17 protein-coding genes are annotated in these 22,488 nt (G+C 64.4%); 5 read left to right on the top strand and 12 right to left on the bottom strand.

The genetic code is table 11. The features are described from left to right. Positions 1 to 279: 279 nt before the first annotated feature. The gene (locus ACV22Z_RS19545) at positions 280 to 717 is read left to right on the top strand and encodes an ATPase (RefSeq protein ID WP_448077930.1); all 438 of its coding nucleotides are present in this window, start codon (positions 280 to 282) and stop codon (positions 715 to 717) included. A gap of 409 nt (positions 718 to 1,126) precedes the next feature. On the opposite strand, the gene ACV22Z_RS19540 is transcribed toward ACV22Z_RS19545, so the two are convergent. The 4 genes from ACV22Z_RS19540 to ACV22Z_RS19525 all read right to left on the bottom strand — a co-directional run bounded on the left by ACV22Z_RS19540 (position 1,127) and on the right by ACV22Z_RS19525 (position 7,346). Then, positions 1,127 to 1,774 carry a DUF429 domain-containing protein gene (locus ACV22Z_RS19540; protein ID WP_448077929.1) on the bottom strand — a complete coding sequence of 216 codons (648 nt, stop codon included), beginning with the start codon at positions 1,772 to 1,774 and terminating at the stop codon, positions 1,127 to 1,129. A gap of 59 nt (positions 1,775 to 1,833) precedes the next feature. After that, positions 1,834 to 2,358, bottom strand: coding sequence for an HD domain-containing protein (locus tag ACV22Z_RS19535; protein WP_448077928.1), 525 nt, complete (start codon positions 2,356 to 2,358; stop codon positions 1,834 to 1,836). A 263-nt stretch (positions 2,359 to 2,621) separates the two neighbouring features. Further along, entirely contained in the window at positions 2,622 to 6,092 is a 3,471-nt protein-coding gene (locus tag ACV22Z_RS19530) for an AAA family ATPase (protein ID WP_448077927.1), read from the bottom strand. 3 nt (positions 6,093 to 6,095) lie between these two features. Continuing rightward, the gene (locus tag ACV22Z_RS19525; RefSeq protein ID WP_448077926.1) at positions 6,096 to 7,346 is read right to left on the bottom strand and encodes a metallophosphoesterase family protein; all 1,251 of its coding nucleotides are present in this window, start codon (positions 7,344 to 7,346) and stop codon (positions 6,096 to 6,098) included. Positions 7,347 to 7,901: 555 nt separating this feature from the next. Between ACV22Z_RS19525 and ACV22Z_RS19520 the strand changes: the two genes are divergently transcribed. Next, positions 7,902 to 8,624, top strand: a complete 723-nt coding sequence (locus tag ACV22Z_RS19520) for a GntR family transcriptional regulator (protein ID WP_448077925.1) — start codon at positions 7,902 to 7,904, stop codon at positions 8,622 to 8,624. Positions 8,625 to 8,696: 72 nt separating this feature from the next. On the opposite strand, the gene ACV22Z_RS19515 is transcribed toward ACV22Z_RS19520, so the two are convergent. Next, complete coding sequence (locus ACV22Z_RS19515; RefSeq protein ID WP_448077924.1) at positions 8,697 to 10,079, bottom strand: aspartate aminotransferase family protein; 1,383 nt, start codon at positions 10,077 to 10,079, stop codon at positions 8,697 to 8,699. Between the two features lie 101 nt (positions 10,080 to 10,180). Then, positions 10,181 to 11,422 (bottom strand): D-amino acid dehydrogenase, encoded by a 1,242-nt coding sequence (locus ACV22Z_RS19510; protein WP_448077923.1) that lies wholly within the window; start codon positions 11,420 to 11,422, stop codon positions 10,181 to 10,183. A gap of 234 nt (positions 11,423 to 11,656) precedes the next feature. Here ACV22Z_RS19510 and ACV22Z_RS19505 point away from each other — a divergent pair, with 234 nt between their 5' ends. The 3 genes from ACV22Z_RS19505 (at position 11,657) to ACV22Z_RS19495 (ending at position 13,743) form a co-directional block, all read left to right on the top strand. After that, entirely contained in the window at positions 11,657 to 12,004 is a 348-nt protein-coding gene (locus ACV22Z_RS19505; RefSeq protein ID WP_448077922.1) for a RidA family protein, read from the top strand. 123 nt (positions 12,005 to 12,127) lie between these two features. After that, the gene (locus ACV22Z_RS19500; protein ID WP_448077921.1) at positions 12,128 to 12,901 is read left to right on the top strand and encodes a maleate cis-trans isomerase family protein; all 774 of its coding nucleotides are present in this window, start codon (positions 12,128 to 12,130) and stop codon (positions 12,899 to 12,901) included. Between the two features lie 95 nt (positions 12,902 to 12,996). Beyond that, entirely contained in the window at positions 12,997 to 13,743 is a 747-nt protein-coding gene (locus tag ACV22Z_RS19495; RefSeq protein ID WP_448077920.1) for an ABC transporter substrate-binding protein, read from the top strand. A 133-nt stretch (positions 13,744 to 13,876) separates the two neighbouring features. Here ACV22Z_RS19495 and ACV22Z_RS19490 read toward each other — a convergent pair whose 3' ends face one another. The 6 genes from ACV22Z_RS19490 to ACV22Z_RS19465 all read right to left on the bottom strand — a co-directional run bounded on the left by ACV22Z_RS19490 (position 13,877) and on the right by ACV22Z_RS19465 (position 22,476). Next, positions 13,877 to 17,356 carry an indolepyruvate ferredoxin oxidoreductase family protein gene (locus tag ACV22Z_RS19490; protein WP_448077919.1) on the bottom strand — a complete coding sequence of 1,160 codons (3,480 nt, stop codon included), beginning with the start codon at positions 17,354 to 17,356 and terminating at the stop codon, positions 13,877 to 13,879. Between the two features lie 449 nt (positions 17,357 to 17,805). Next, positions 17,806 to 19,125, bottom strand: coding sequence for an NAD(P)/FAD-dependent oxidoreductase (locus ACV22Z_RS19485; RefSeq protein ID WP_448077918.1), 1,320 nt, complete (start codon positions 19,123 to 19,125; stop codon positions 17,806 to 17,808). Between the two features lie 73 nt (positions 19,126 to 19,198). Then, a complete protein-coding gene (locus tag ACV22Z_RS19480) occupies positions 19,199 to 19,918 on the bottom strand; it encodes an ABC transporter ATP-binding protein (protein ID WP_448077917.1) in 720 nt (239 codons plus the stop codon). Continuing rightward, the gene (locus tag ACV22Z_RS19475; protein WP_448077916.1) at positions 19,915 to 20,706 is read right to left on the bottom strand and encodes an ABC transporter ATP-binding protein; all 792 of its coding nucleotides are present in this window, start codon (positions 20,704 to 20,706) and stop codon (positions 19,915 to 19,917) included. The genes ACV22Z_RS19480 and ACV22Z_RS19475 overlap by 4 nt, the downstream gene beginning before the upstream one ends. Further along, positions 20,703 to 21,590, bottom strand: coding sequence for a branched-chain amino acid ABC transporter permease (locus tag ACV22Z_RS19470; RefSeq protein WP_448077946.1), 888 nt, complete (start codon positions 21,588 to 21,590; stop codon positions 20,703 to 20,705). The genes ACV22Z_RS19475 and ACV22Z_RS19470 overlap by 4 nt, the downstream gene beginning before the upstream one ends. After that, on the bottom strand, positions 21,583 to 22,476 hold the full coding sequence (locus ACV22Z_RS19465; RefSeq protein WP_448077915.1) for a branched-chain amino acid ABC transporter permease: 894 nt from the start codon (positions 22,474 to 22,476) through the stop codon (positions 21,583 to 21,585). The genes ACV22Z_RS19470 and ACV22Z_RS19465 overlap by 8 nt, the downstream gene beginning before the upstream one ends. Positions 22,477 to 22,488: the final 12 nt, after the last annotated feature.

Below are 22,488 nucleotides of genomic sequence, written 5' to 3'. Positions count from 1 at the left end.
TCCTCTCCCGCCCCGGCGTTGCCGTCAGCGCGAAAGAGGCGTGATTCTAGGCAGCTCCCGCGCCGAGCGCAAGGGGGTTGGTGAAATAAATTTTAAACCCCACGTGCGCTGCCGCACACGGGGGCTTTTAAGCTGATGAAGCCGATCCCACTGCACCTGCCAAAGGCATTCACACATGCCCGTCAATTCGACTCTATATATAGGAACCCGCCTATGGGCTGAAGGTAGGGCGCACTGTCGAGTATCATGCCGCGATCGCACCACGCACAAAGACCGAAGATGGACAGCACCACCCAATCCGACGAAGCAGACCTCCGCGCCGAATACACGGCGCTCCGCCAACGCGCCACGATGCTGGAGGAACAGGTTCCGACTCTCCTGCAGCGCATTTCAGACGTGTTGCCTCGCATCGGGGGGCAATCCGAACAGGCAGACGATTACCGGGAATGGCTGGTCGGCGCGCGAAACGCGGCCTTGGTATCCATCGAAAACTATCAGCAGGCGATCCCTTTCCTGCAGACGGCCGAGTCGATTATCGAGCAGCTCGACAAGACGCCGGTGCGCGAGGAAGACACGGAATGGCGCGATGCGTTGCTGCAGCGCCTGGACGAGCTGATCGACGTGGCTGCCTTCATGGTCGACGACGCTGCGGCAAGTTACGAACATGCGCAGGAACCTGATCCCGCAGACGTGCCCCCATCCCTCCTCGACGATTGAACTGCCGGACGTGCCGCTGCAACCCAGTGAACAGACTTCACTTCGCAAGCGGCACCCACTCCCCGCACCGGCTATACGGCCACACGTCTCCAGCATCGCAGTCTCAGCCACTCCAACGGGAAGACACGACTGCTTCAGCTTGCCCCTTGCCGATGCGACGGCACGAATGGTCGGGTACAGTTTCACCGCTCGTCACATATATCGACGCGCTTCCCGTAAAAGCTCACCTCCTCCACGCCGGTGCATCACGCCGGTGCATCACGCCGCTTCAGAAATGTGATCCAGACTCGCCGAGCACGCCGTCCCGGAACACAACTGCCTTCAACATGCTGGCCAGTGCTGGCCGCCGTGCCTCTACAGACACAACCCGATCGAATCGACGCCATTGCACGCGCCCGCTCCGACCAAGCTACGGCGCAATACGACCGCCACTCGCGCCCGCCATCGGCACCCGTATGAACCCACCCTCCGCATCGCCGAAAGCGCACGCGCGTCCATCGAGCACGAACTGTGCAGTCAGCGCGCAGAGCGCTGCGTCTCTTGCATCGACGGAAGTCAGCGTCGCAACATCGATTCCCAGGCCGGCCAGCAATTGCTTGCGCTGAACGCGCTTCTGCTTCGCGGATGCAACGTCCTTGCCCAACAGCGCGCACGTGATCGCATGCGGATACGTCTCGAAACTCACACGTCCGCCGGCGTAGCCGGGCGCACTCAGAAGCGGATACGCATCGGCCAGCGCCCGATAAACCCGCTCCCCGGTGAACATCCAGTCGTAGAAGCCCGTCGTATTGGCAAGCGCCCGTTCCCGCGCAGGCGTCGAGAACAACGAAATCCGCTCGCGCACCAGCGCAAGTTCAGCCGGTCGGTGACCGTCGCCCGCCCACCATCGGCTCGGCGAATCGACGCCCACAGCCACGACATCATGTTCGACACACAGCGGGAGCAGCGCCTCCGGCGCGACCCGCTCGGCGCGATACAGGATCGACGTGCCCCTCAGGATCACGAGGTCGCATTGCTTCCTGGTTCCGCCGACGTCGACGCCCGCGACGGCCTGCATCGCCGACGCCGCAGCCCGTGCGCGCACGGTGCCGGACGCCGCCCGCTGCGCCGGCATGGTCATGCCGACGGCCGCGCGTCGTACGCGGCATCGAATATCGCCTCGAGCCCTGGATGCACGCCGCGCATGCGATCGACGACCGACTTGGCCCAGTCGAAGTACGCCTGCTTCCGTTCGAGCGGCCAGTCCGCTGGCGGATAGTTCGCGATGTCGCGCAGGTTGCAGATCTTGTCGGCCAGCTTCACGAGCTTCGCTCGACGGCTGATCTGCGCCGCGTGTTCGATCTGGAGACGCTTGCGCTCGTCTTTCGGCAGCGCCTTGTCGTCCGTCACCTCCATCACGATGTCCGCGACATCCTTGCCGAACAGGCGCAGCAACTCCTGCTCGGTCGTCTCCGTGTCCTCGACGGTGTCGTGCAGCACGGCGGCGACGATCACGCGCTCGTCCTCGATGCCAGCCTCGTTGGCCAGCACGTCGGCAAGCGCGATCGGATGATTGATGTACGGAGACGCGTCACCGTCCTTGCGCCGCTGATTGCGATGCCTGTCGGCGGCGAACGCAATCGCTGCTACCAGCTTGTTCATGATTCCCCTTGAGTGACCGGACCCGCCGGCCCGGCCGGTGGTCCGGCCAGTCCTGCACCAGCACATTCTCGCAGATACCGCGAACGCCGCGACGACGGCCCGCCTACGCGCGCCGCTGCGTTCGGGCGTCCGTGCATCCGTGCATCCGTGCATCCGTGCATCCGTGCATCCGTGCATCCGTGCATCCGTGCATCCGTGCGTCAGGGCGTCAGGGCGTCGGGGCGTTCGTGCGTTCGTGCGTTCGGGACGCCACCTGCCCGAACCTACGCGACAGCCGGCTCCCGCTGCAGCGCCACCACGTTGACCTGTTCGCCGAACACGTCCTTCACCATCGGCAGCAGGTGATCGTGGTGCGTGAGGAACAGCACCTGCGTCCGCGTGGACAGGTCCCGCAACGCCTCGAGCCCGGCCCGCGAACGCGCGTCGTCGAAATTGATGAACAGGTCGTCGGCGACGAACGGCAGCGCCATCCGGTTCGCGAGCTGCAATTCAAGCGCCGCGATACGCAACGCCAGGAACAACTGGTCGCGCGTGCCCTCGCTCATCCCGGTCACGTCGACCGACGTGCCCTTCGCGCGCCGCGCGGATAGCGCGGGCGGCGTTCTTTCGGTATCGATCGTGAGCCTCGCGAACTCGCCAAGCGTCAACCCCGCAAAGATTTCTCCCGCGCGCCTTAGCATCGGCCCCTGCTTCTGGTCGCGATAGCGGTCCGTCGCCCACTTCAGCAGCCGGCTCGCGGTCGCCGCTTCAAGATACTGTTCGGCGGCATCGCCCATCGATGCCAGCGCTTCCTGCCGCTTCGCCTCGGCCACGGCCGCGTTCGCCTGGCCGCTGATCGCGCCGAACGCCTGCTCGGCCACCACCTGCCTCTGCACGCATTCGTTCAGCCGCTTGCCGACGTCGGCCAGTTCCTGCTTCACCGACTCGAGGCGCGCGGGCACCTCGGCGATATCCTGCTCCGCAACCTCGACCTCGATCGCCTGCTGCGACAGCCCGTCGCCGTCCCGGACCAGCGCCTCCTGCGCCGCGCCGATCGCCTTCAGCAATTCGCGTCGCCGGTCGGAACGTTCGGCAAGCGGCAGCGCCGCATCGACCGAATCCAGGCCGGCCAGTTGAAGGAGCGGCTGAATCCGCGCATCCGCGCCCGCGACCGTCGCAACCGCGTCCGTGACCTTGCCCTCCGCGTGCCGGATCGCGTCATCGGCGCGCTCGATCGCTTTCGCGGTTTCCTTCGCGGCCGACAAACGCACCGTCAGCCGGCGCGCCACCTCGAACCAGTCACCAGCCGTCAGCCACGCAGGATCGAGCACTTCGGCAAGCCGACGCGCGCCGGACTCCAGTGCGGTGAGATCGGCACGCATCGCGGCCATCCGGTTCCGCGGCGCATCCGCTTCGGCGAGCTCCGCCGCGACCGCGTTCGCGAGTTCGACTGCGCCTTCCGCCGCCGCGAGGGTCACGGCGCTCGCGGTGAGATTCGCGTCTGCCAGCGCGTCGCGCCATTGCACATGCCACGCGTCGTAGGCCGCCTGCGCGTGATCGACCTTCAGTTGCGCGCCCGCGCATCCGCGTTCGGCCTGCCGCGCCTGGTCCTCGAGCGTGCCCTTTTGCGCGATCGATTTTTCCGCCGACTGGACGAACGATTCGGCCGTGACGACCAGCGCCGGCAGCCCGTCCGTTTCGTTCCCGCGCGAGACTGTTCGCAACGCGGCCAGCAGTGCCGCCTGCGCCACGGCGCGCGCCGCGCGCGTCTCGTCGAACTCGTGCTGCAGGCGGGCGAGCGTCGCTTGCGCGGTCATCACCGCATCGCGCTTTGCCAGCCAGTCGTTCATGTCGGCAAGCGGCATGCCCGGCACGCCGGCTGCCGCCGCGTGTTGCGCCCACGCGTCGCGGCCGGCGGCCAGTTCCCGCTCGCGTTCGCTCAACGCGACCTCCCTGCGCGTCAGATTCGCGCGGGTCGACTCGACCTGCTGACGCAGTGACTGCAGCGTCGCCGCCGCCTGCGTGGTGCCAAGGCGGGCGTCGACGAGTTCGTCCGCGAGGCGAATCGCATCGTCGACGGCCGGCGCGCCGGCTTCGACACTGACGGTCCCGCGCTTGACCTCGCCCCACGCATCGTCGCGGCGCGCACGCGCCGACAGCACGTCCGCGGTCGTCACGACCTTGTTGTTCTCGGTGAAATGCTTTTCCTGCAGCTCGAGCCGCTCGAGTTCTTCCTGCGCGTTCTCCAGCGCTTCGCGCGCCGCGGCAACCATGCTCGCCTGTTCGCTGTCCTCTTTCAGCAACGCGGCCAATCTGGACGCGGACGGCAGATCGAGCGTACGCAGCGCCTCCAAGGGCCGGCGCCATTGTCCGAGTCCGTCGAGCGCGTCCTGCAACGCACGACCGGCAGCCACGACTTCGCGTTCCAGCGCCTGCTCACGCTGCCCGCTGCTCCTGAAACCCTGTGCGTCGGCAAGCGCCGCGCGGAGCGCCTCCGGCACGTCGACGGTCGACAGCGTGTCGAGCCGATCGCTCAGTTGCGCATGCTCGCGCGTCTTCTCCTCGAATGCGTCGCGCGCGCCGATCAACGCCTGATGCAATGCACCGTGTTCGCGCAGCAGGTTGGTGACCGTCTTCAGCGACAGCGCCTTCGGCAGTGCGGCGCGCAGCGCCGCTTCGTCTGCCGGCCAGCCGAGCTGGGCGGCCGCACCGAAAGCGGCCGACAAGTGACGCTCGACTTCCGCCTCGCGCAACAGCAAGTCTTGCGGATGGTTCGCGCACGCGCTGCGCAGCGTGTCGAGCGTGTCGATGTCGCCCGCCAGCGCCAGCACGTCAGCGTCCGCGTCGATCGCGTCGCGCGTCTGGCGCTTGCCGGCCAGATCCGCACGCCGCTCCTCCAGCACCTTTTGCTCGGCCGCGAGATCGCCCTGCGCCTTCAGCAGATCCGCGTAGGCCGTCGGCGGCATGTCGACGACGTCGCCGAGCTCGGCCAGCACGGCCTCCTTGACCGTCAACTCCTTCAGGTATGGCGCCAGCCGTCGTACGCGCTCGAGCTTCGAGCGCAGCGATTCGAGCCGGCGCTGTTCGGCCCGCAAGCGCTCGATCTCCTGCTCGACCACTTCGCACGCTTCCTTGCGCTCGACCCAGTCGCGCGTGCGAACCTGCACCGCCTTCAGTTCGCCCACCGCTTCGTTGAAGGCCGCCTCGGCCAACGCAAACGCGCTGCCGCTGCGCCGCGGCGCCCACAGCTCGCCCGAGCGCGCTTCGAGCTCCTCGCGCACGGGCCCGAGGCTGCCGACGCCGGCCGCCGATTCGTACAGCACCTGGCCAAGCTTGTCCGATGCGTCGAGAATGCTCCTGCCGCCTTCGACGAGCCGCCCGTGATCGAGCCCGAACATCTGCTCGAAGAATTCCTTGCTCGCGCCGTCGAGGACGGCCGCAAGGTAATCGTCCGGCAACTTCTCGTCGGCAGGCGTGCGCAGCGGACTGCGGCCGCGCGCGCGATGGAACGCAAGTTCGCCGACACCGCTTTGCAGCACACCGCCGATCCGCAGCTCCGGCGTGCTGTGCAGGAAATCGAGCGGCGTCTGCAGCTTCATGCCGAACAGCAGTTCCGATACGGCCGTGCGAATCGTGGACTTGCCGGCTTCGTTCGGTCCGACGATCACGTGGAAATCGCTCGCCGCCTGCGGAAACCGCAGCGTTTCGTCGGTGAATTTGCCGTACTTGATCAAATCGAGTTGCTTGATGCGCATCGCTCATTCTCCCCGGGCCAGGCGCGCCAGCAGCGCGGGGCCCACCTGCTGCACCAGTGCCGCCAGTTCGCCGGACCTGGCGAGCCCGAGCAGCGGCGCCTCCTCCTTCACCTCGCTGCGCACCTTTCCGACGAACGGCCGCAGGTCGCGCTCGAGCAGCGCGAGGAACTCCGGATCATGCGCCGCGGCAGCGAGGATCTGCTTCAGGTCTTCCAGCGCTTCGAGCTGTTCGCTCGCCCCGTCCGACACGTCCGCGGCGGACGTCGCGAGCTTGACCTTCTCGAGCCAGAGCCGCTCGTTGCCGATGATGCCGATCTGGTTCAGCACTTCCGCGCGCAACTGCGTCGCTCGTCCGAAGAAGAGACCATGCGCGGGCGTCCGCCCGGTCACCGTTACGCGCACCGCGCGGGGCACGTGGCCGTCGATCGACAGCAGCGCCTCGAGCGACTGGCCGATCTTGCGCGACAGGTCCGCGACCGACGCGCAGTCGGACGCATCGACCGACACGGCTTCCCAGCGGAGCACGTCCAGATACAGACGCTCGACGTGCGTGTGCCCGTTCTCGACGGTGACGATGACGGCGCCGCGCCGCCCCGTCTCGCGAATATGCCGGCCCTGCAGGTTCCCCGGAAACACGATCGTGGACCGCTCCGACCACTGCTGGAATTCGTGCACGTGGCCGAGCGCCCAGTAGTCGTAGCCTTTCGCGTGCAGCTCCGCAAGCGTGCAGGGCGCGTAGCTCGCGTGGGCCGCATAGCCTTCGAGCGCGGTATGCAGCACGCCGATGTTGTAGTGGCCGGGCACCGGCTCCGGATAGCCGAGCACGAGGTTGTCGACGACCGACTTGTCCTTGAAGCTCTGTCCGTGCAACGCGACGTTGAATTCGGGCAGCACGTGGACTTCCGGCTTGCGGTGACTGAAGACCGTGACGTTGTCCGGCAGCGTCAGCTTCTTCGTCATTTCGCTCTCGGCGTCGTGGTTGCCCCACAGCACGAACGCGCGGATGCCCGCCTTGCGCAGGCGCCCCATCTGCTGGCTGAAGAAGATGCCGGTGTTGTGGTCCTTCCAGTCGCCGTCGTACAGATCGCCGGCGATCACCAGAAAGGCCACCTCATCGTCGATTGCGCGGTCGACGAGCTGCCGCAGCGCCTCGCGCGACGCATTGCGAAGCTGCGCGGCCGGCGCATCGGGATAGGCACTCAGGCCATGCAGCGGGCTGTCAAGATGTATGTCTGCCGCGTGGATGAACTTCACGACGATTCCTCAAATACGGTTCGGGTAGGGCGCAGGCGATGCCGACGGACGGCTGCCGCAGCCGTGGCGTCCGGGCGGCATCTCCGGAACCGCCAGATTGTAGTGGTCATTGCGCTGCACCGATCGTCATTGAACGGCGACAGTGTAGGGCCTTTCCGGTCCACGGCTTCCGTCGACGCGTGGATGACACCGCGCGGACCATCCGTGCGCGCTCCGCCTGAAGCGGTTGTCGCTGCCGGGGCGTCCGCACGGCACGTCGAGCCCGTCGACCGTCGAGACCGCCGCGTATGCGCGGATGCCCTGGTTGCGCAGCACGATCGCGTAGCGCGGACGCCACCGGACAGCCGTGTTGTAGAATACAGATATGCCGACACTTGTGAGCCCGATTTACCGCGCGGCCGTTACGGTTGGCAGGCACACATGTCATCCGGCGAGTGTCGGCAGCACGATGTGCGGGCCGCTGCGAACCCGGCAAACACCGTGACGCGCGCACCCGGAATCGCGGCCAAACACTGAATGAATCGGCGCCGCTGGCGCCCGAAGGATATCTGGAAAATGGCAGGCTACTCGTCATTGCTGCGGGAATCGCGACCGCGCGTACGTGAGACCAACGCACCCAAGCGAGCCGGGCTCACGGTCAACGACCTGTACGAGCAATTGAAGGCCATGGCCGTCCTCTACACCATCCGGCCAGGTGAAAGAATCAATGAGCTCGAACTCGCCGAAAAATTCCAGGTGAGCCGAACCCCGCTCCGGGAAGCGCTCAACCGGCTCGTCGCCGAGAACCTGCTGCATTTCGTTCCCAATCGCGGGTTCTTTATCCGGGAACTCAACCGGCAGGACATCTTCGACCTGTTCGAGTTTCGTCGCAGCATCGAGGCGTCTGCCGTCCAGCTTGCCGTCGAGCGCGCCGATGCCAAGGACATTCGGGCGCTGCGCAAGTTCTGGAAGGACGTGATGAAGAACAAGGCCCACGCCCCCGCGGCCGAACTGGTCATCCGGGACGAGGAGTTTCATGTCCGGCTCGTGGCCTTGTCCGGCAACAACGAGATGGTGCGCGCGCTTTACGGCGTGAACGCACGCATCCACTTCGTGCGCTGGGTCGATCTCGAACAGCGTGGGCACGATGCGTTCGCCGAGCATCTCGAGATTCTCGATGCGATCGAAGCACGCGATGCGCAGCGTTGCCGCGAACTGACGGAGACGCACATTACCTGCCGCATGGAAGAGATCACGAAAGTCGTCGACGCCGGGGTCGTGAAGCTCTTCTCGCAGTAGAAGCGGCTCGACCGGTTGCCATCGGAAGCCACGGCGGCATTCCGGGCTCCCCGGCCCCCGGCCGACGTCGGATCATGCGGCGCTCACACGCGTCGCGGCAAGCCACTGTGCGGTGTCGTTCAGCGCTCGCGTCGCCGCGTCGAACATTTCGTCGATCTGATCGTGCGTGATGATCAGCGGCGGGCAAAAATTCACGACGTCGCCTGACGCCCGCGTGATCATGCCATGCACACGCGCGCGATCGCCTGCGTAGGACGCAACCCCCGCGGATGGCGGGAACGACTTCCTCGTGTCCTTGTCGGCGACAAGCTCGACGGCGGCGATCAAACCGTGCCCGCGTGTCGTCCCGACCAGGGGATGCTCGCCGAGCGCCGCCACGCGCGCCTGAAAATGCGGCGCGATCGCCTGCACTCGCCCGACCATGTCGTCGTCTTCATAGATCCGCAACGCTTCGAGCGCCACAGCCGCGCACACCGGATGCCCGCTGCAGGTGAACCCATGCGCAAAAGTGCCGATCCTCTCGCTTTCGCCAAGCATCGCACGATGAATCCGTTCGGAAACCATCACCGCGGAAATCGGCGCGTATCCGGCTGACAGCTGTTTGGCGAGCGTGATCACGTCGGGTGTCATCCCGAACGATTCCGTGCCGAACATCTTGCCCGTGCGGGCGAATGCGCAAATGACCTCGTCGGCAATCAGCAGTATGTCGTGCTTTTTCAGCACGGCCTGGAGCTTTTCGACGTAGGTGGCCGGCGGAAGAATCATCCCGGCAGACGCCATGATCGGCTCGGCAAAGAACGCTGCGATCGTGTCCGGGCCTTCTGCCAGGATCAACTGCTCGAGAGATCTCACACATCGGGTCGCAAATGCCTCCTCGGTCTCGCCCGGCAGTCCATAGCGATAAAAGTCGGGGCAATCCGTGTGCAAGACCCGGTCGATCGGCAGATCGAAGTCCTGATGATTGGTCGGCGATCCGGTCAGGCTTCCTGTCGCGATCGTCACACCGTGATAGCTTCGGGAACGGGCGATGATCTTTTTCTTCTTCGGCCTGCCCAGTGCATTGTTGTAATACCAGACCAGCTTGATCGCGGTATCGTTGGCCTCCGATCCCGAGTTCGCAAAGAACACCTTCGACATCGGCACCGGCACCATCGATATCAGTTTCTCGGCGAGCCTGATGGACGGTTCCGACGATTTGTGGCCAAACGCGTGATAGAACGGGAGCCGGCGCATCTGCCGATCGGCAGCGTCCGCCAGGCGGGTTTCGCTGAAGCCAAGCGCCGCGCACCAGAGTCCGCTGAGGCCTTCAAGATAGCGGTTGCCCTTGTCGTCGTAGACATATACCCCTTCGCCGCGGTCGATCACCATCGGACCGACCGTCTGATGCGTACTCAGGTTGGTATACGGATGAATGTAGTGTTTGATGTCGCTGCTGTGCGTATCGGCACGTTGCATTTGCTGACTCCATCACTCGAGATCACTCGAGACAATTTGAAAAGGTATCCGAATCGCAGTGCGCGCCTTGGAGCGCGGCGACAATGGCGGCGACCTGGCCGTCACGCCATCAGGCCGTCCATCGGAATGGCCGGCTGGCGCCCGGCAATCAGATCGGCGGTTATCCGCGCGGATCCGTGAGACATCGTCCACCCGATATGACCGTGACCGGAGTTCAGGAACAGGTTCCGATACCGTCGGCGGCCGAAGCACGGCAGGTTGTTCGGCGTCATCGGCCGCAGGCCGGCCCACATCTCGGCACGATCGTAGTTCGCGCCGTCGGGATAGAGTTCCTGCGTCACGCGCTTCATGAACGCGAAATCCGACGGCTTGTGACTCGTGTCGTAGCCGGCGAATTCCGCGGTCGCCGTTACCCGGATCCGATCGCCGAATCGCGATACGGCGACAAGATTGTGCTCGTCGACCGCAGCGACGTTCGGCGGCGCAGCGTGCCCCTCGATCGGAATGGTGAGCGAGTATCCCTTGACGGGATAAATCGGCAGATGGATCCCGACCTGTCGGGCGAGAGCGGGGCTGTAGCTGCCGAGCGCGAGCACGTATGCATCGCCTTTCACGAGGCCGTTATCGGTGCGGACCCCAACGATTTCGCTGCCCGATGTCTCGAGGCTGCGAATCGTGGTGCCGGTGCGGATCTGCCCGCCTCGCGAAACGACCTTGTCGGCCAGCGCCCGCGTGAACTTCGCTGGATCGCCCGTCTCGTCGGTCGGACAATAGATCGCGCCGACGATCCCCTCCTTCGCCGACGAAAGCGCCGGGTCGAGCGCGACCACTTCGTCGCGGGATAGCACCTTGATGATCTGGCCGTCCGATTCGAGCAGTTTCATCTGCATTACGCCTCGGTCCAATGCCTGCTGACTCCGGTGGAAATAGAGGATGCCTCGATCGTTCCTGTCATAGTCGAGTGGATCGTCGGCGACGACCTGCTGAAGAACGGCCTGCGAGTACGCGGCAAGCCGGTGCTTGAGCAGCGTGTTGCGGCGAGCCTTTTCCGACGTGCACTCCATCAGGAAGCGCCAGGACCACGTGTAGAGGCGCGGGTCGGCGGAGAACCTGAAACGCAGCGCCTGATCCTTCAGGACCAGCGATTTCAGCAGCGTCAGCGGCGCCTTCGGCGACGACCAGACGAACGAGTGGCCCGGCGCAATCATCCCGGCATTCCCCCAGCTCGTCTCGCCAGCCACGACCTTCTGGCGATCGATCAACACGACTTCGTGGCCATCCCTTTGAAGTTGGTACGCGGTCGTGACGCCGACTACCCCGCCGCCCAGCACAATAACTCTCATGATGTCCTCAAGTCCGAAGCGTATTCGATGTGGGTCACGCAACGTCGCGACACACCCCAAAGTGTCGACAGCACTGTATATCTTACAAAAGACAAAATCAATGAGGGCAACAACGTCCCATGAAAATCGTGATGGAACGGGAGTTTCCCTATGTGTCGATAAAAGTGTCGACAGTTGTGTGTAGCATACAGTAGCCTATGACGGTAGTCATCGTGACTTTTTCAAGGAGAAGCAATGCAGATCAAGCGATACGAAAGCGGCAAACGCATGAGCCAGGCGGTCGTGCATGGCGGGTTGGCCTTTCTTGCCGGGCAAGTCGCCGACGACCCGAGCCAGGACGTGAAAGGCCAGACGGCCCAGATTCTCGCGAAAATCGATCGGCTGCTCGAGCAGGTCGGCTCCGAAAAGGCGCGGATCCTGTCGGCCACCATCTGGCTCGCCGACCACGCCACGTTCAACGACATGAATGCGATTTGGGACGCCTGGGTACCGGAAGGCGACGCGCCGGCGCGGGCCTGCGTGGAGTCGAAGCTCGCGTTCCCGCAATACACCGTCGAGATCGGGGTGATCGCCGCGGTGTGACCACGCATGCGCTGGCAGCCGCCGTATGGGATGTCAGCGCACACGACGCCTCGGGTCAACGCCCGGCGTATCGGGGACGCGACGACGGGGCGAATCGAACCACCTTGAATGGACTCCCTTCGAATGGACACCCTGGAATCTGTTGAGCGATACGAGCGGCTCGATTTCGCGCTCGATCGAGGCATCTCGCACCGTGCTGCGATCGGGCTGGTCGTGCTCGCGACCGACCATACGATAGAATACGAATGGCGCAAGCTCCTGGCGCTCGATGGCGTTGGCGTGTATGAGAGCCGCATTGCCAATTCGGCCGACATTACGCCGGAAACGCTCAGGAAGATGGACACGCTCATCGCGCCCGGCGTCGCCGTGATCCGGCCGGGCGAACGTCTCGACGTCGTCGCCTTCGGCTGTACGTCCGCGTCGATGGTTCTGGGGGAAGAGCGGGTGATGGACCGGATCAGGGAGGCGCGTCCGGAAGTCGCTTGCACGACGCCCATCACGGCCGCCCGTGTCGCGATGAATGCCCTTGGTGCGACGCGCATCGCGCTCCTGACGCCGTATGTGCGCACGATCAACGAATCGCTCCGTGAATACCTGGCCGGCCGCGGCATCGACGTCGTGCGCATGGGTTCGTTCGAGCATTCGGACGACAACGAGGTGGCCCGGATCGACGCCGACTCGATGCGAAACGCCATTCTCAAGATCGGCCGCCATGACGATGTCGATGCCGTGTTCGTTTCGTGCACGTCGCTTCGGCTCGCGGATCAAGTCACGGCGATCGAGCGCGAACTCGGCAAGCCGGTGACGTCGAGCAATCACGCAATGGCCTGGCACGCGCTTCGCCTAGGTCAGGTCAAGGACACACTCCCACAATTCGGCCGCCTGTTTTCCGTCTAGCGCTACCGCCGGGCCCACCGCAGTTCGCCGTCATCGTAGCGAAAGGCCTGCATTGCACGATATGTCGTGTCGGCATGTCCAATCATGGAAACCTCATGAAGAAACTCCCCCTGTTTGTCACTGTCACGCTGGCCGCCGGCGGCGCTTACGCCAAGGACTGGTCGACCCTCCGCTTCGGCGTGGATCCCACCTATGCGCCGTTCGAATCGAAGGCACCCGACGGCAAGGTCGTCGGCTTCGACATCGATCTCGGCAACGAGATCTGCCGCCGCCTGAATGCGAAGTGCGTGTGGGTCCAGCAGGATTTCGACAGCATGATCCCGGCCCTGAAAGCGAAGAAGTTCGACGGCGTGCTGTCATCGATGACGGTCACGCCAGAGCGGGCCAAACAGATTGCGTTCACGCAAAAGCTCTACAACACGTCGACACGTCTCGTCGCAAGGAAGGACGCGCATCTGGCGCCGACGGCCGAATCGCTGAAGGGCAAGTCGGTAGGCGTCCAGCAAGGCACGATCCAGGAAACCTACGCGAAGGAGAAATGGGCGCCGAGGGGCGTCAACGTCGTGTCGTACCAGAACCAGGACCAGGTCTACAGGGACCTGGAGTCGGGCCATCTGGACGCGACGCTGCAGGACGCACTCGGCTTCCTGAAAACACCGCGCGACGCAAGCCTCGCGTTCGCCGGCCCGGCGCACCAGACGGGGGATGCCGCGATCGGCCTGCGCAAGGAAGACGGCGACCTCAAGGCACGGATCGACAAATCGATCGCCGACATGATCAAGGACGGCACCTACAGGAAGATCGAGTCGAAGTACTTCGATTTCGACTTGTACGGCGGTTAAGCCCTTTCGCCATCGCCCGCGCCGGCACATGGAAGCGAGCCGCACCTGTGCGGCTTTCGGCCTGTCACGCGGGCGATGGAGCCCGACGTGATGCGAGCGGCCGGACGATGTGTCCGGCCGCCCGTTGCGACATCTACGCAACCTGCTTCAGCTCGACGACCAGCGGACGCGAAAGCTGCGCGACGGCAACGCGCCATTCGGCGTCCACCGATTCGAAGTTCCGCTCCTTCACATGTCCGTAGCCACGGATCTTTTCGGCAATCGACGCGGCGCGCAGCGCCGCCTGCAGGTTCCGGGCATTTCCGTGGCGGATGATCTCGTCGACGGTCTGCTCATAGCGGACGATGAGGCTGCGTTCCAGCTTGCGTTCCGCGCTATGGCCGAATACATCGAACGGCGTGCCACGCAGGAATTTAAGCTTCGCGAGCGTCCTGAAGACCGGGAGGATCCACGCACCGTATTCCTTCTTGCGCGGCTCGCCGGTCCGCTCGTCCTTGCCGGCCAGCAGCGGCGGCGCGAGATTGAATGCAATCCGGAAGTCGCCTTCGAACTGCTGCCTCAGGCTCTCGACAAACGCGGGCGACGAATGCAGCCGCGCCACCTCATATTCATCCTTGTACGCAAGCAGCTTGAAGTAGGCGCTTGCGGCTGCCCGGGTGACTGCATCCTCCTTGGGCACGATGCGCCGTTCCCATTCGCGAACCCTGCTCACCAACGAACGATAGCGTTGCGCATAGGCGGCGTTCTGGTAGGCGGTGAGGAACACGGCGCGCCGCTCGATCATCTCGTCGACCGTCACGGAAAGCTGCAGCGACTCGCGCACCGGCTTCGCCGCGACCAGCGCCTTCTCGGCCGCACTCGGCGACAGCGCGACGCGACGCCCCCAAAGAAACGCCTCCTGGTTCGAGGAGACTGCCGCCCCGTTCAGTTCGATTGCCGAATTGATCGCATCGGCACTGACCGGGATCAGTCCGCGCTGATACGCGTAACCCAACATGAACATGTTCCCGGCAATCGTGTCGCCGAACAGATTGAGCGCATATTTCGTTGCGTCGACGAACTCGACGTGATGCTCGCCGACAGCGGCGACCATGCCGGCTCGCAGGTCTGAAGCCGGGAACTTGAGGTCCGGATGCCGCGTGAACTCGCCCGTCATGACTTCGTGCGTGTTGACCAGCATGCGCGTTGCACCCTTGCGGGTGGTCGCGAGCGTCTTGCGGCTGGCGGCCACGACCATGTCGCAGCCGAGAACGACATCCGCGCCGCCGGCAGCGATCCGGATCGCGTTGATCGCAGCCGGATTCTTGCCGAATCGCAGATGCGACCATACCGAGCCGCCTTTCTGCGCGAGGCCGGCCATATCGAGGATGCCGCAGCCCTTGCCTTCCAGATGCGCGGCCATACCGAGAATCGCGCCGATCGTCACGACGCCGGTACCGCCGACACCCGTGACGATCATCGAAAACACGCCCCGTTCAAGCGACGGCAGTTCCGGCTCGGTCAACGCCGGGAAAAGTGTCGCGTCGGGTCGGATCGTGGCGGATTTCCGCAGACTGCCGCCATGCACGGTCACAAAGCTCGGGCAAAAGCCGTTATTGCACGAATAGTCCTTGTTGCACGCCGACTGATCGATCTCTCGCTTGCGCCCGAACTCTGTCTCGAGCGGCACCAATGACACGCAATTGGATTTCACGCCGCAATCGCCGCACCCTTCGCAGACGAGATCGTTGATCACCAGGCGCTTTGCGGGATCCGGAAATTGCTTGCGCTTGCGACGCCGGCGCTTTTCCGCGGCACAGGTCTGGTCGTAAACGAGCACGGTCACACCCGGGATGCCGCGCAATTCGTCCTGCACCTGCTGAATCTCCGAGCGATGATGAAGGGTCACGCCGGACGCCCATCCCGCATCGGCCGGATACTTCGACGGATCGTCCGAGACGACCGCGATGCGGCCAACGCCTTCGGCGCGCACCTGGGTGGTGATCGTCATCGGACTCAACTGGCCGTCGTGACGCTGCCCTCCCGTCATTGCAACCGCGTCGTTATAGAGAATCTTGAAGGTGATGTTCGTCTTCGCGGCAAGCGCGGCTCGAACGGCCAGCAGCCCCGAGTGAAAGTACGTGCCGTCGCCCATGTTCTGGAACATGTGCGTGCGCCTGGAAAACGGCGCCTCACCTACCCAGGCCATGCCTTCCGCACCCATCTGCGTATAGCCGAGCGTATTGCGGTCCATCGTCTGCGCCATCCAGCTGCATCCGATGCCCGCATACGCCTTGCTGCCTTGCGGGACCACAGTCGACGAGTTGTGCGGGCATCCGCTGCAGAAGTAGAAGCTGCGCTGCATCGCCTCCGGCGCAAACGCGACATGGCTCAACTCGCGCAGAAACGCCACGCGCTCCGCGAGTCCGTTAGCGCCTGCGAGAGGCGCGATGCGCTCACCGAGCGCGATGGCGATCTGTACCGAGTTGAGCGACATCTCCACCGGAAACAGCTTTCTGCCCTGCTCGTCGAGCTTGCCGATCACCGCGGGCGCGTTCGGTACGTGATAAAGGATGTCCTTGATCTGCGACTCGAGCAGGCTGCGTTTTTCCTCCACCACCAACAACAGATCCAGTCCGCTGGCGAATTCGCGCAGCCCTTCCGGTTCGAGCGGCCACGTACAAGCGACCTTGTAGATCGCGACACCCATGGACGCCAGCTCCGCCTCGGCAAGATTCAGATCGTCGATCGCCTGCAGCACGTCGAGATGGCTCTTGCCGTGCGTAACGATGCCAATGCGCGGATTGGCATTGCCGAGCACCACCTTGTCGAGCAGATTGGCGCGAACGAAAGCGCGCACCGCGTCCAGCTTGTAGTTGTGCAGCCGGTATTCCTGCTCCTGTGGCGTATCGGGCTGGCGCAGATTCAATCCACCCGGGGGCATTTCCACGTGATCCGGCAGAACGACGTTCACGCGCTCAGCGTCCACGTCAATGGTCGCCGAAGCGTCTGCCGTGTCCTTCACGCACTTCAGGCCGACCCAGCATCCCGAATAGCGCGACAAGGCCCAGCCGTACAGACCGTAGTCGAGAATCTCCTGCACGCCGCTCGGGCTGAGGATCGGGATCGATGCGTCGACCAGTGCGAACTCGGACTGGTGGCATGTCGTCGACGATTCACAGGTGTGGTCGTCGCCCATCAGGACGAGCACACCGCCGTGCTTCGAACTGCCTGCCAGGTTCGCGTGCCGGAACGCATCGCCGCTGCGGTCGACGCCGGGGCCCTTGCCGTACCAGATCGCAAACACACCGTCGTATTTGCCGTCGCCGCCGACCTCGACCTGCTGCGTACCCCAAACGGCGGTCGCGGCCAGATCTTCGTTCACGCCCGGGACGAACACGACGTTGGCATCGGCAAGGAATGGCTTCGCCTTGCCGATTTCCGCGTCATACGTGCCAAGCGGCGATCCACGATAGCCGGAAATGTAGCCGGCGGTGTCGAGTCCGCTGGCCTTGTCGCGGCGATGCTGCATCAGCGGCAGCCGGACGAGGGCCTGGACGCCGGTGAGGAAAATCCGGCCGCTGTCGAGCGCATATTTGTCGTCGAGGGTAACTTTACGCAGTGCCACGTTCACTCCTTTGCCCCGATGCGCGCATGCGCGGATCGAGCCTTCCTGTTCCACATGTCGAATCCAGGCCGTCCGCCGCAAAAATCGCCGACGGGGCCGTTTGAAGGTTCACGCAGCACGCTCGAGCGCGCCGTCCTTCGAGAACGGCGTAATCAGCGCCACGATGCTGCCGCGCGGCAACGTCGATTCGGCCGAAAGCGGCACCCGGGTCATTGAATAATCCATGCGTGTCTCCTGCGATGTTCCTGCTGCTTCACGAGCGTTACCGGCAAACTCGCTGATTTCCTCCTGCACCTCTGCCAGTGGCAGAAGGCAGTCTTCACAACACACTTAATAATACATAAGTGTCGACACTGCGGCGGAAAATTTGCCTCTTGAGCGGCACTTGTTCGATTTGATCTTCGGCGTCGTCCGCAGTTGATGGCGCGCGGCCGAGCGGACACCTCGGCGTCGCGCTAATCGCGCCGGTCGTTCCAGCGGTAATAGAGCATCGCGCCGATGGCAAGCTGCTTGACGAGCGCATGCGCGGAAATCGTCCGAAGCGGCGAGAACGGCAGCGGCGATCGGCTCTCATCCGCAGTCAGCGCGACTTCGGCAAGCTCACGCCCGGCAACCGTCGACAATGCAACGCCACGCCCGTTGCAGCCGAACCATGTGTAAAGACCGTCGTCGAGCCGCACGAAGCGCGGCATCCGGTCCGGCGTGATCGCGAAATCGCCATGCCACACATGCGTGAACCGAAGCGGAAAATCGTTCAGCTGCGGATACATGCGCCGCAGCCGGGCACCGATCCGCACGGGCAGTCGACGTTCATACCCGGCCGGTACGACGAGCGCTCCGCCGGTGACGAGCCGGCCATCCTGGTCGAAACGCGCGAAATGAAGATCGGCCTGCGTGTCGGACATCGCATGGTCGAACGGCAAGATGGTGGCACGCAGCGCGTCGGGCAACGGCTGTGTCGCGATCTGGTATGACCGCATCGGCAGAAGCGCGTGACCGATGCCGGGCCATGGCGCGCGCGTGGCTCGCCCGGTGTAGCTGTGGGTGGCAATCAACACCCGGCGCGCATGCACGCGGGCCGCGCCGTGCGCGGCCACCCAATGGCTCCCCGCCCGAGCGAGGGACGACACTGGCGTTCGTGTATGGAGGATCGCGCCCGCGTCCTGCGCGACTTGCGCGAGCCCGCGAACGAACGCCAGCGGATTCAGGTGCCCGCCGGTCGGGTTCTGCCAGCCGCCGTGCCAGAACGACGAGCCGGTCAGCTCCGCGGTGCGGTCCCGGTCGAGCATCTCGACGTCGATTCCGCGCCGCCGCCATTGGTCGACGCGCGACTGCGCGAGCTTGAGGCGGCTCGCGCGATGCGCAGGCTGGATCCAGCCCGCCTGTACGGCCGCGCAGTCGATCCGGTGCCGCCGCACGAGGTCGAACACGGCATCCGCAGACGTGCCGATGATCGAGACGAGCGATTCCCCCTTGTCCGAACCATGTTCCGCGACGATCGCGTCCGGATCTGCGCGCGTCATCGCCGGTATCACCTGTCCGTTGTTCCGGCCTGACGCGCCCCAGCCTATCTCGGCCGCTTCCAGCACGACGACTCGGGCGCCACGTTCGGCTGCATGCAGCGCGGCACTGACGCCGGTGAAGCCGGCGCCGATCACGAGCAGGTCCGCGACGCTCGTGCCGGCCGGAAGCGGCGTGGTCGGCACGGCCGGCGCCGATGTCGCTGCCCACAGCGACGGCGGGAGGCGGTCGAGATCGCGATTTGCATCAGGCATCGTCAGGTCCGGGAATGAAGCGGGTCAGCGGCCGCTGTGGCCTGCTTTCCTGCGAGGGCACGGAAGGTCCGGTTCAATGTGTCCGTCCGCCGAGGTACAGCTTGCGCATTTCGTCGCTGGCCAACAGGTCGGCGGCATTGCCTTCGAGCGCCACTTGCCCCATCGACAGGACATACGCTCGATCCGAGATACGCAGCGCTTCCGTCGCATTCTGCTCCACCATCAGCACCCCGACACGCTCCGTATCGCGCAGTTCGACTATCGCGTCGAACACTTCCGACAGCATCTTCGGCGAGAGCCCCGCGGAAGGCTCGTCAAGCAGCAGAAAGCGCGGACTCGGCATCAGCGCGCGGGCCAGCGAGAGGATCTGGCGTTCGCCGCCGGACAGGCTCGATGCGCGCGCCGCCGATTTGCGCTTGAGGACGGGATACATCGCGTAAAGCTGCTCGAGTCTGAGCCTGCGTGCCTGCTCCGGAACGAACTGGCCGCCGAGCGCGAGGTTTTCCCAGACCGATAGCGCACCGAACACGTTATCGGTTTGCGGCACGAAGCCGATCTCGCGCTGGCGAATCTTCCTGAATACCGGCACTTGCCCGATATCCGTGTCGTCCAGCGAGATCGATCCCTGTCTCGGCAGCAGGTATCCGGCGACGGTCTTGAGCAATGTCGACTTCCCGCAGCCGTTGGGGCCCAGGATCGTCACGATCTCCGGCTGCTTCGCGCCGATCGAAATGCCGCGGAGAATGTCGACGTCACGCGAGTATCCTGCCACTACGTTTCTGACCGAAATCATGCGGCTGCTCCCGCGGTTTGATAGTTCAGGGGGTTCTTCTTGCCGAGATAGGCCTCGACGACGCCTTCGTGGTTTTCCAGCTCCGCGGGCAGACAATCCGCGACCGTCTTCCCCTTGTCCAGCACGACGCACCGGCTGCAGGTTTCCGCAATGAAGTGCATGTCGTGCTCGATGATGACCAACGTAATGCCCTGCGCGTTGATCCGCTTGAGCGTGGTGACCAGTTCTGCGCGCAGGTTCGGGTGCACGCCCGCCATCGGCTCGTCCAGCAGAAGCAATGCCGGTTGCGCCATCAGCGCACAGGCGATGCCGAGCAGCTTCTTCTGCCCACCCGAAATCGATGCCGCGGGCAAGTGAGCAACCTGGGTCAGGAGCAGTTCGTCCAGAAGGTGATCCGCTCGATCGCGCGTCTCGCGCTCGATTTTCCGGGTCGCGGCGAACCCCGCCAGCGTACTCATCAATCCGTGACGACGAATCGATGCGGCCATGACGGTCTCCTTCACCGTCATCCGGGTCGGCATCGACGGGAGCTGAAACGTGCGCCTCACGCCTTTCTCGGCGATTCCGTGGGGTGGCAGCCCGTTGACGGCTGCGCCGCAGAATTCGATCACCCCTCGTTCGATCGCGCAATAGCCGGTAATCGCATTGAGTACGGTGCTCTTGCCGCATCCGTTCGGCCCCAGCAGCCCGACGATCTCGCCGGCCTGGATCTGGAAACTCAATCCCGTGAGCACGTGATTGCCCCCGAACGATTTGTGGACGTCATGCAAACGGAGAATGGTGCTCATTGCGGGCTCCGGATTCGTTCGGGAACAATGCCGCCAGGGCGAACGAGCAGGCATGCCAGAAGCACGCAACCGATCGTGCCGAGCCTCACGGCACCGGCGATATCGCTGCCGATGTCGAGGTAGTCCTTGGCAAACGGCACGGCGCTGTAGATCACCTGCACGAGCAGCACGCCAAGCACGACGCCGACGTTGTTCCCGAGCCCGCCGATCATGACCATCGTCCAGACGACGAACGTCTCGGACGCGAGCATATAGTCGGGCCCCACGAAGCTCATGTAGTGCGCGAGCAGCGCTCCGCCGATCGACGCAATGGCAGCACTTGTCATCGTCACCTTGATCTTGAGCGGAACCAGCCGATATCCGAGGCTCGTGGCGAGCGCCGGCTCCTCGCGCATCAGCCGGATTGCCCGCCCGAATCGTCCGCGCGCCAGCCGGTGGCATGCGAAGCAGGCAAGCGCGGTCAAGGCGAGCGCAAGCGCGAAGAACGCAAGATCGCCTTGCGCACCGGAATGCGTCGGGAAAATCGGACGCACACCGCTGATTCCCTGCGCACCCCCGGTCAGCCAGTTTTCGTTCAGCGCGACCGTCCGGATCAATTCGGCTACCGCCAGGGTTGCAATTGCCCAGTAGTCCGATGCAAGATTGCGGCCCAGATTGGCCATCACGAACCCGACAGCCATGGCGAGCGCGACACCCGCCATCAGCCCGACCGCCATCGGATAACCCAGCGACGACATGATGGCCGACGCGTATGCGCCCACCCCCGCAAACGCGACAAATCCGAAGTTGAGCAGCCCCGCGAAACCGGCCTGCAGGTTCAAGCCAAGCGCGAGAAGCGCGTAGATGCAGCTGAGGGTAGCAACGTGCAGAACGAAGCTATACACGGCGGACCTCCCGATCGAAGATGCCATACGGCTTGAGCAGCAGCGCGACGAGCAGGATGACGAACGATGCGGCACTGATGTACGTGACGGGAACATAGACATCCGACGTGCCGAACATCCAGCCGAAATCCAGATTCGTCACGAGCGTTTCCGCGATCGAGATCAGCAGGGCGCCGGCCGCCGCACCGAGCGGATTGCCGAGCCCGCCCAGAATGGCAGCGGCGAACACGGGCAGGAGCAGATTGCTCCCGAGTCCGACGTGTACGGTCTCGGTCAGGCCGAGCATCGTCCCGCCGAGCGCAGCGAGCACGCCACTCAGGAACGTAATCCCGTTCACCACGCGGGCGCCATCGACACCCGTCGCGGCAGCCAGCGCGGGATTCGACGACATCGCACGCATCGATCTCCCTACGCCGGTCCGGAACAGCAGGATAGCGAGCAGCACGACGCAGCCGAACCCGCACGCGATCGACGTGATCTGGTCGACCGAGATCGTCGTCGCGCCGACCTGCAGCGGGCTCGGCAGGGTCGATGCATAGCGCCACGGACGCGAACCCGCGACGCCGAGTATCGACGCAATCAGGATCATCGAAATCGCGAGCGAACCGATCATCGCGATCGAACTGCCAGAACGCAGCAGTCGTTTGAACACCAGCGCGTTCAGCGCCACCGCAAGCAGCCCGGTGCCGACACAGGAACCGATCACGGCAAGCGGGAACGGCAGGCCGGCCTTCGTGAATCCCAGCGTGGCAAAGGCGCCCAGCATCGCGTACTGGACGTGCGCGACATTGGGAAACCTGACGAGCGAATAGACGACACTCAGACCGACCGCGACGAGCATGATGTCGGACGTCCGGATCAGCACGTCGATGAGGAATTGCAGCATGGCAGCTCTCCT

It is taken from the genome of Burkholderia sp. PU8-34 (assembly GCF_053427725.1).
Note: the sequence above shows the minus strand (reverse complement) of the source record. Positions and strands in the feature narration are given on the sequence as shown.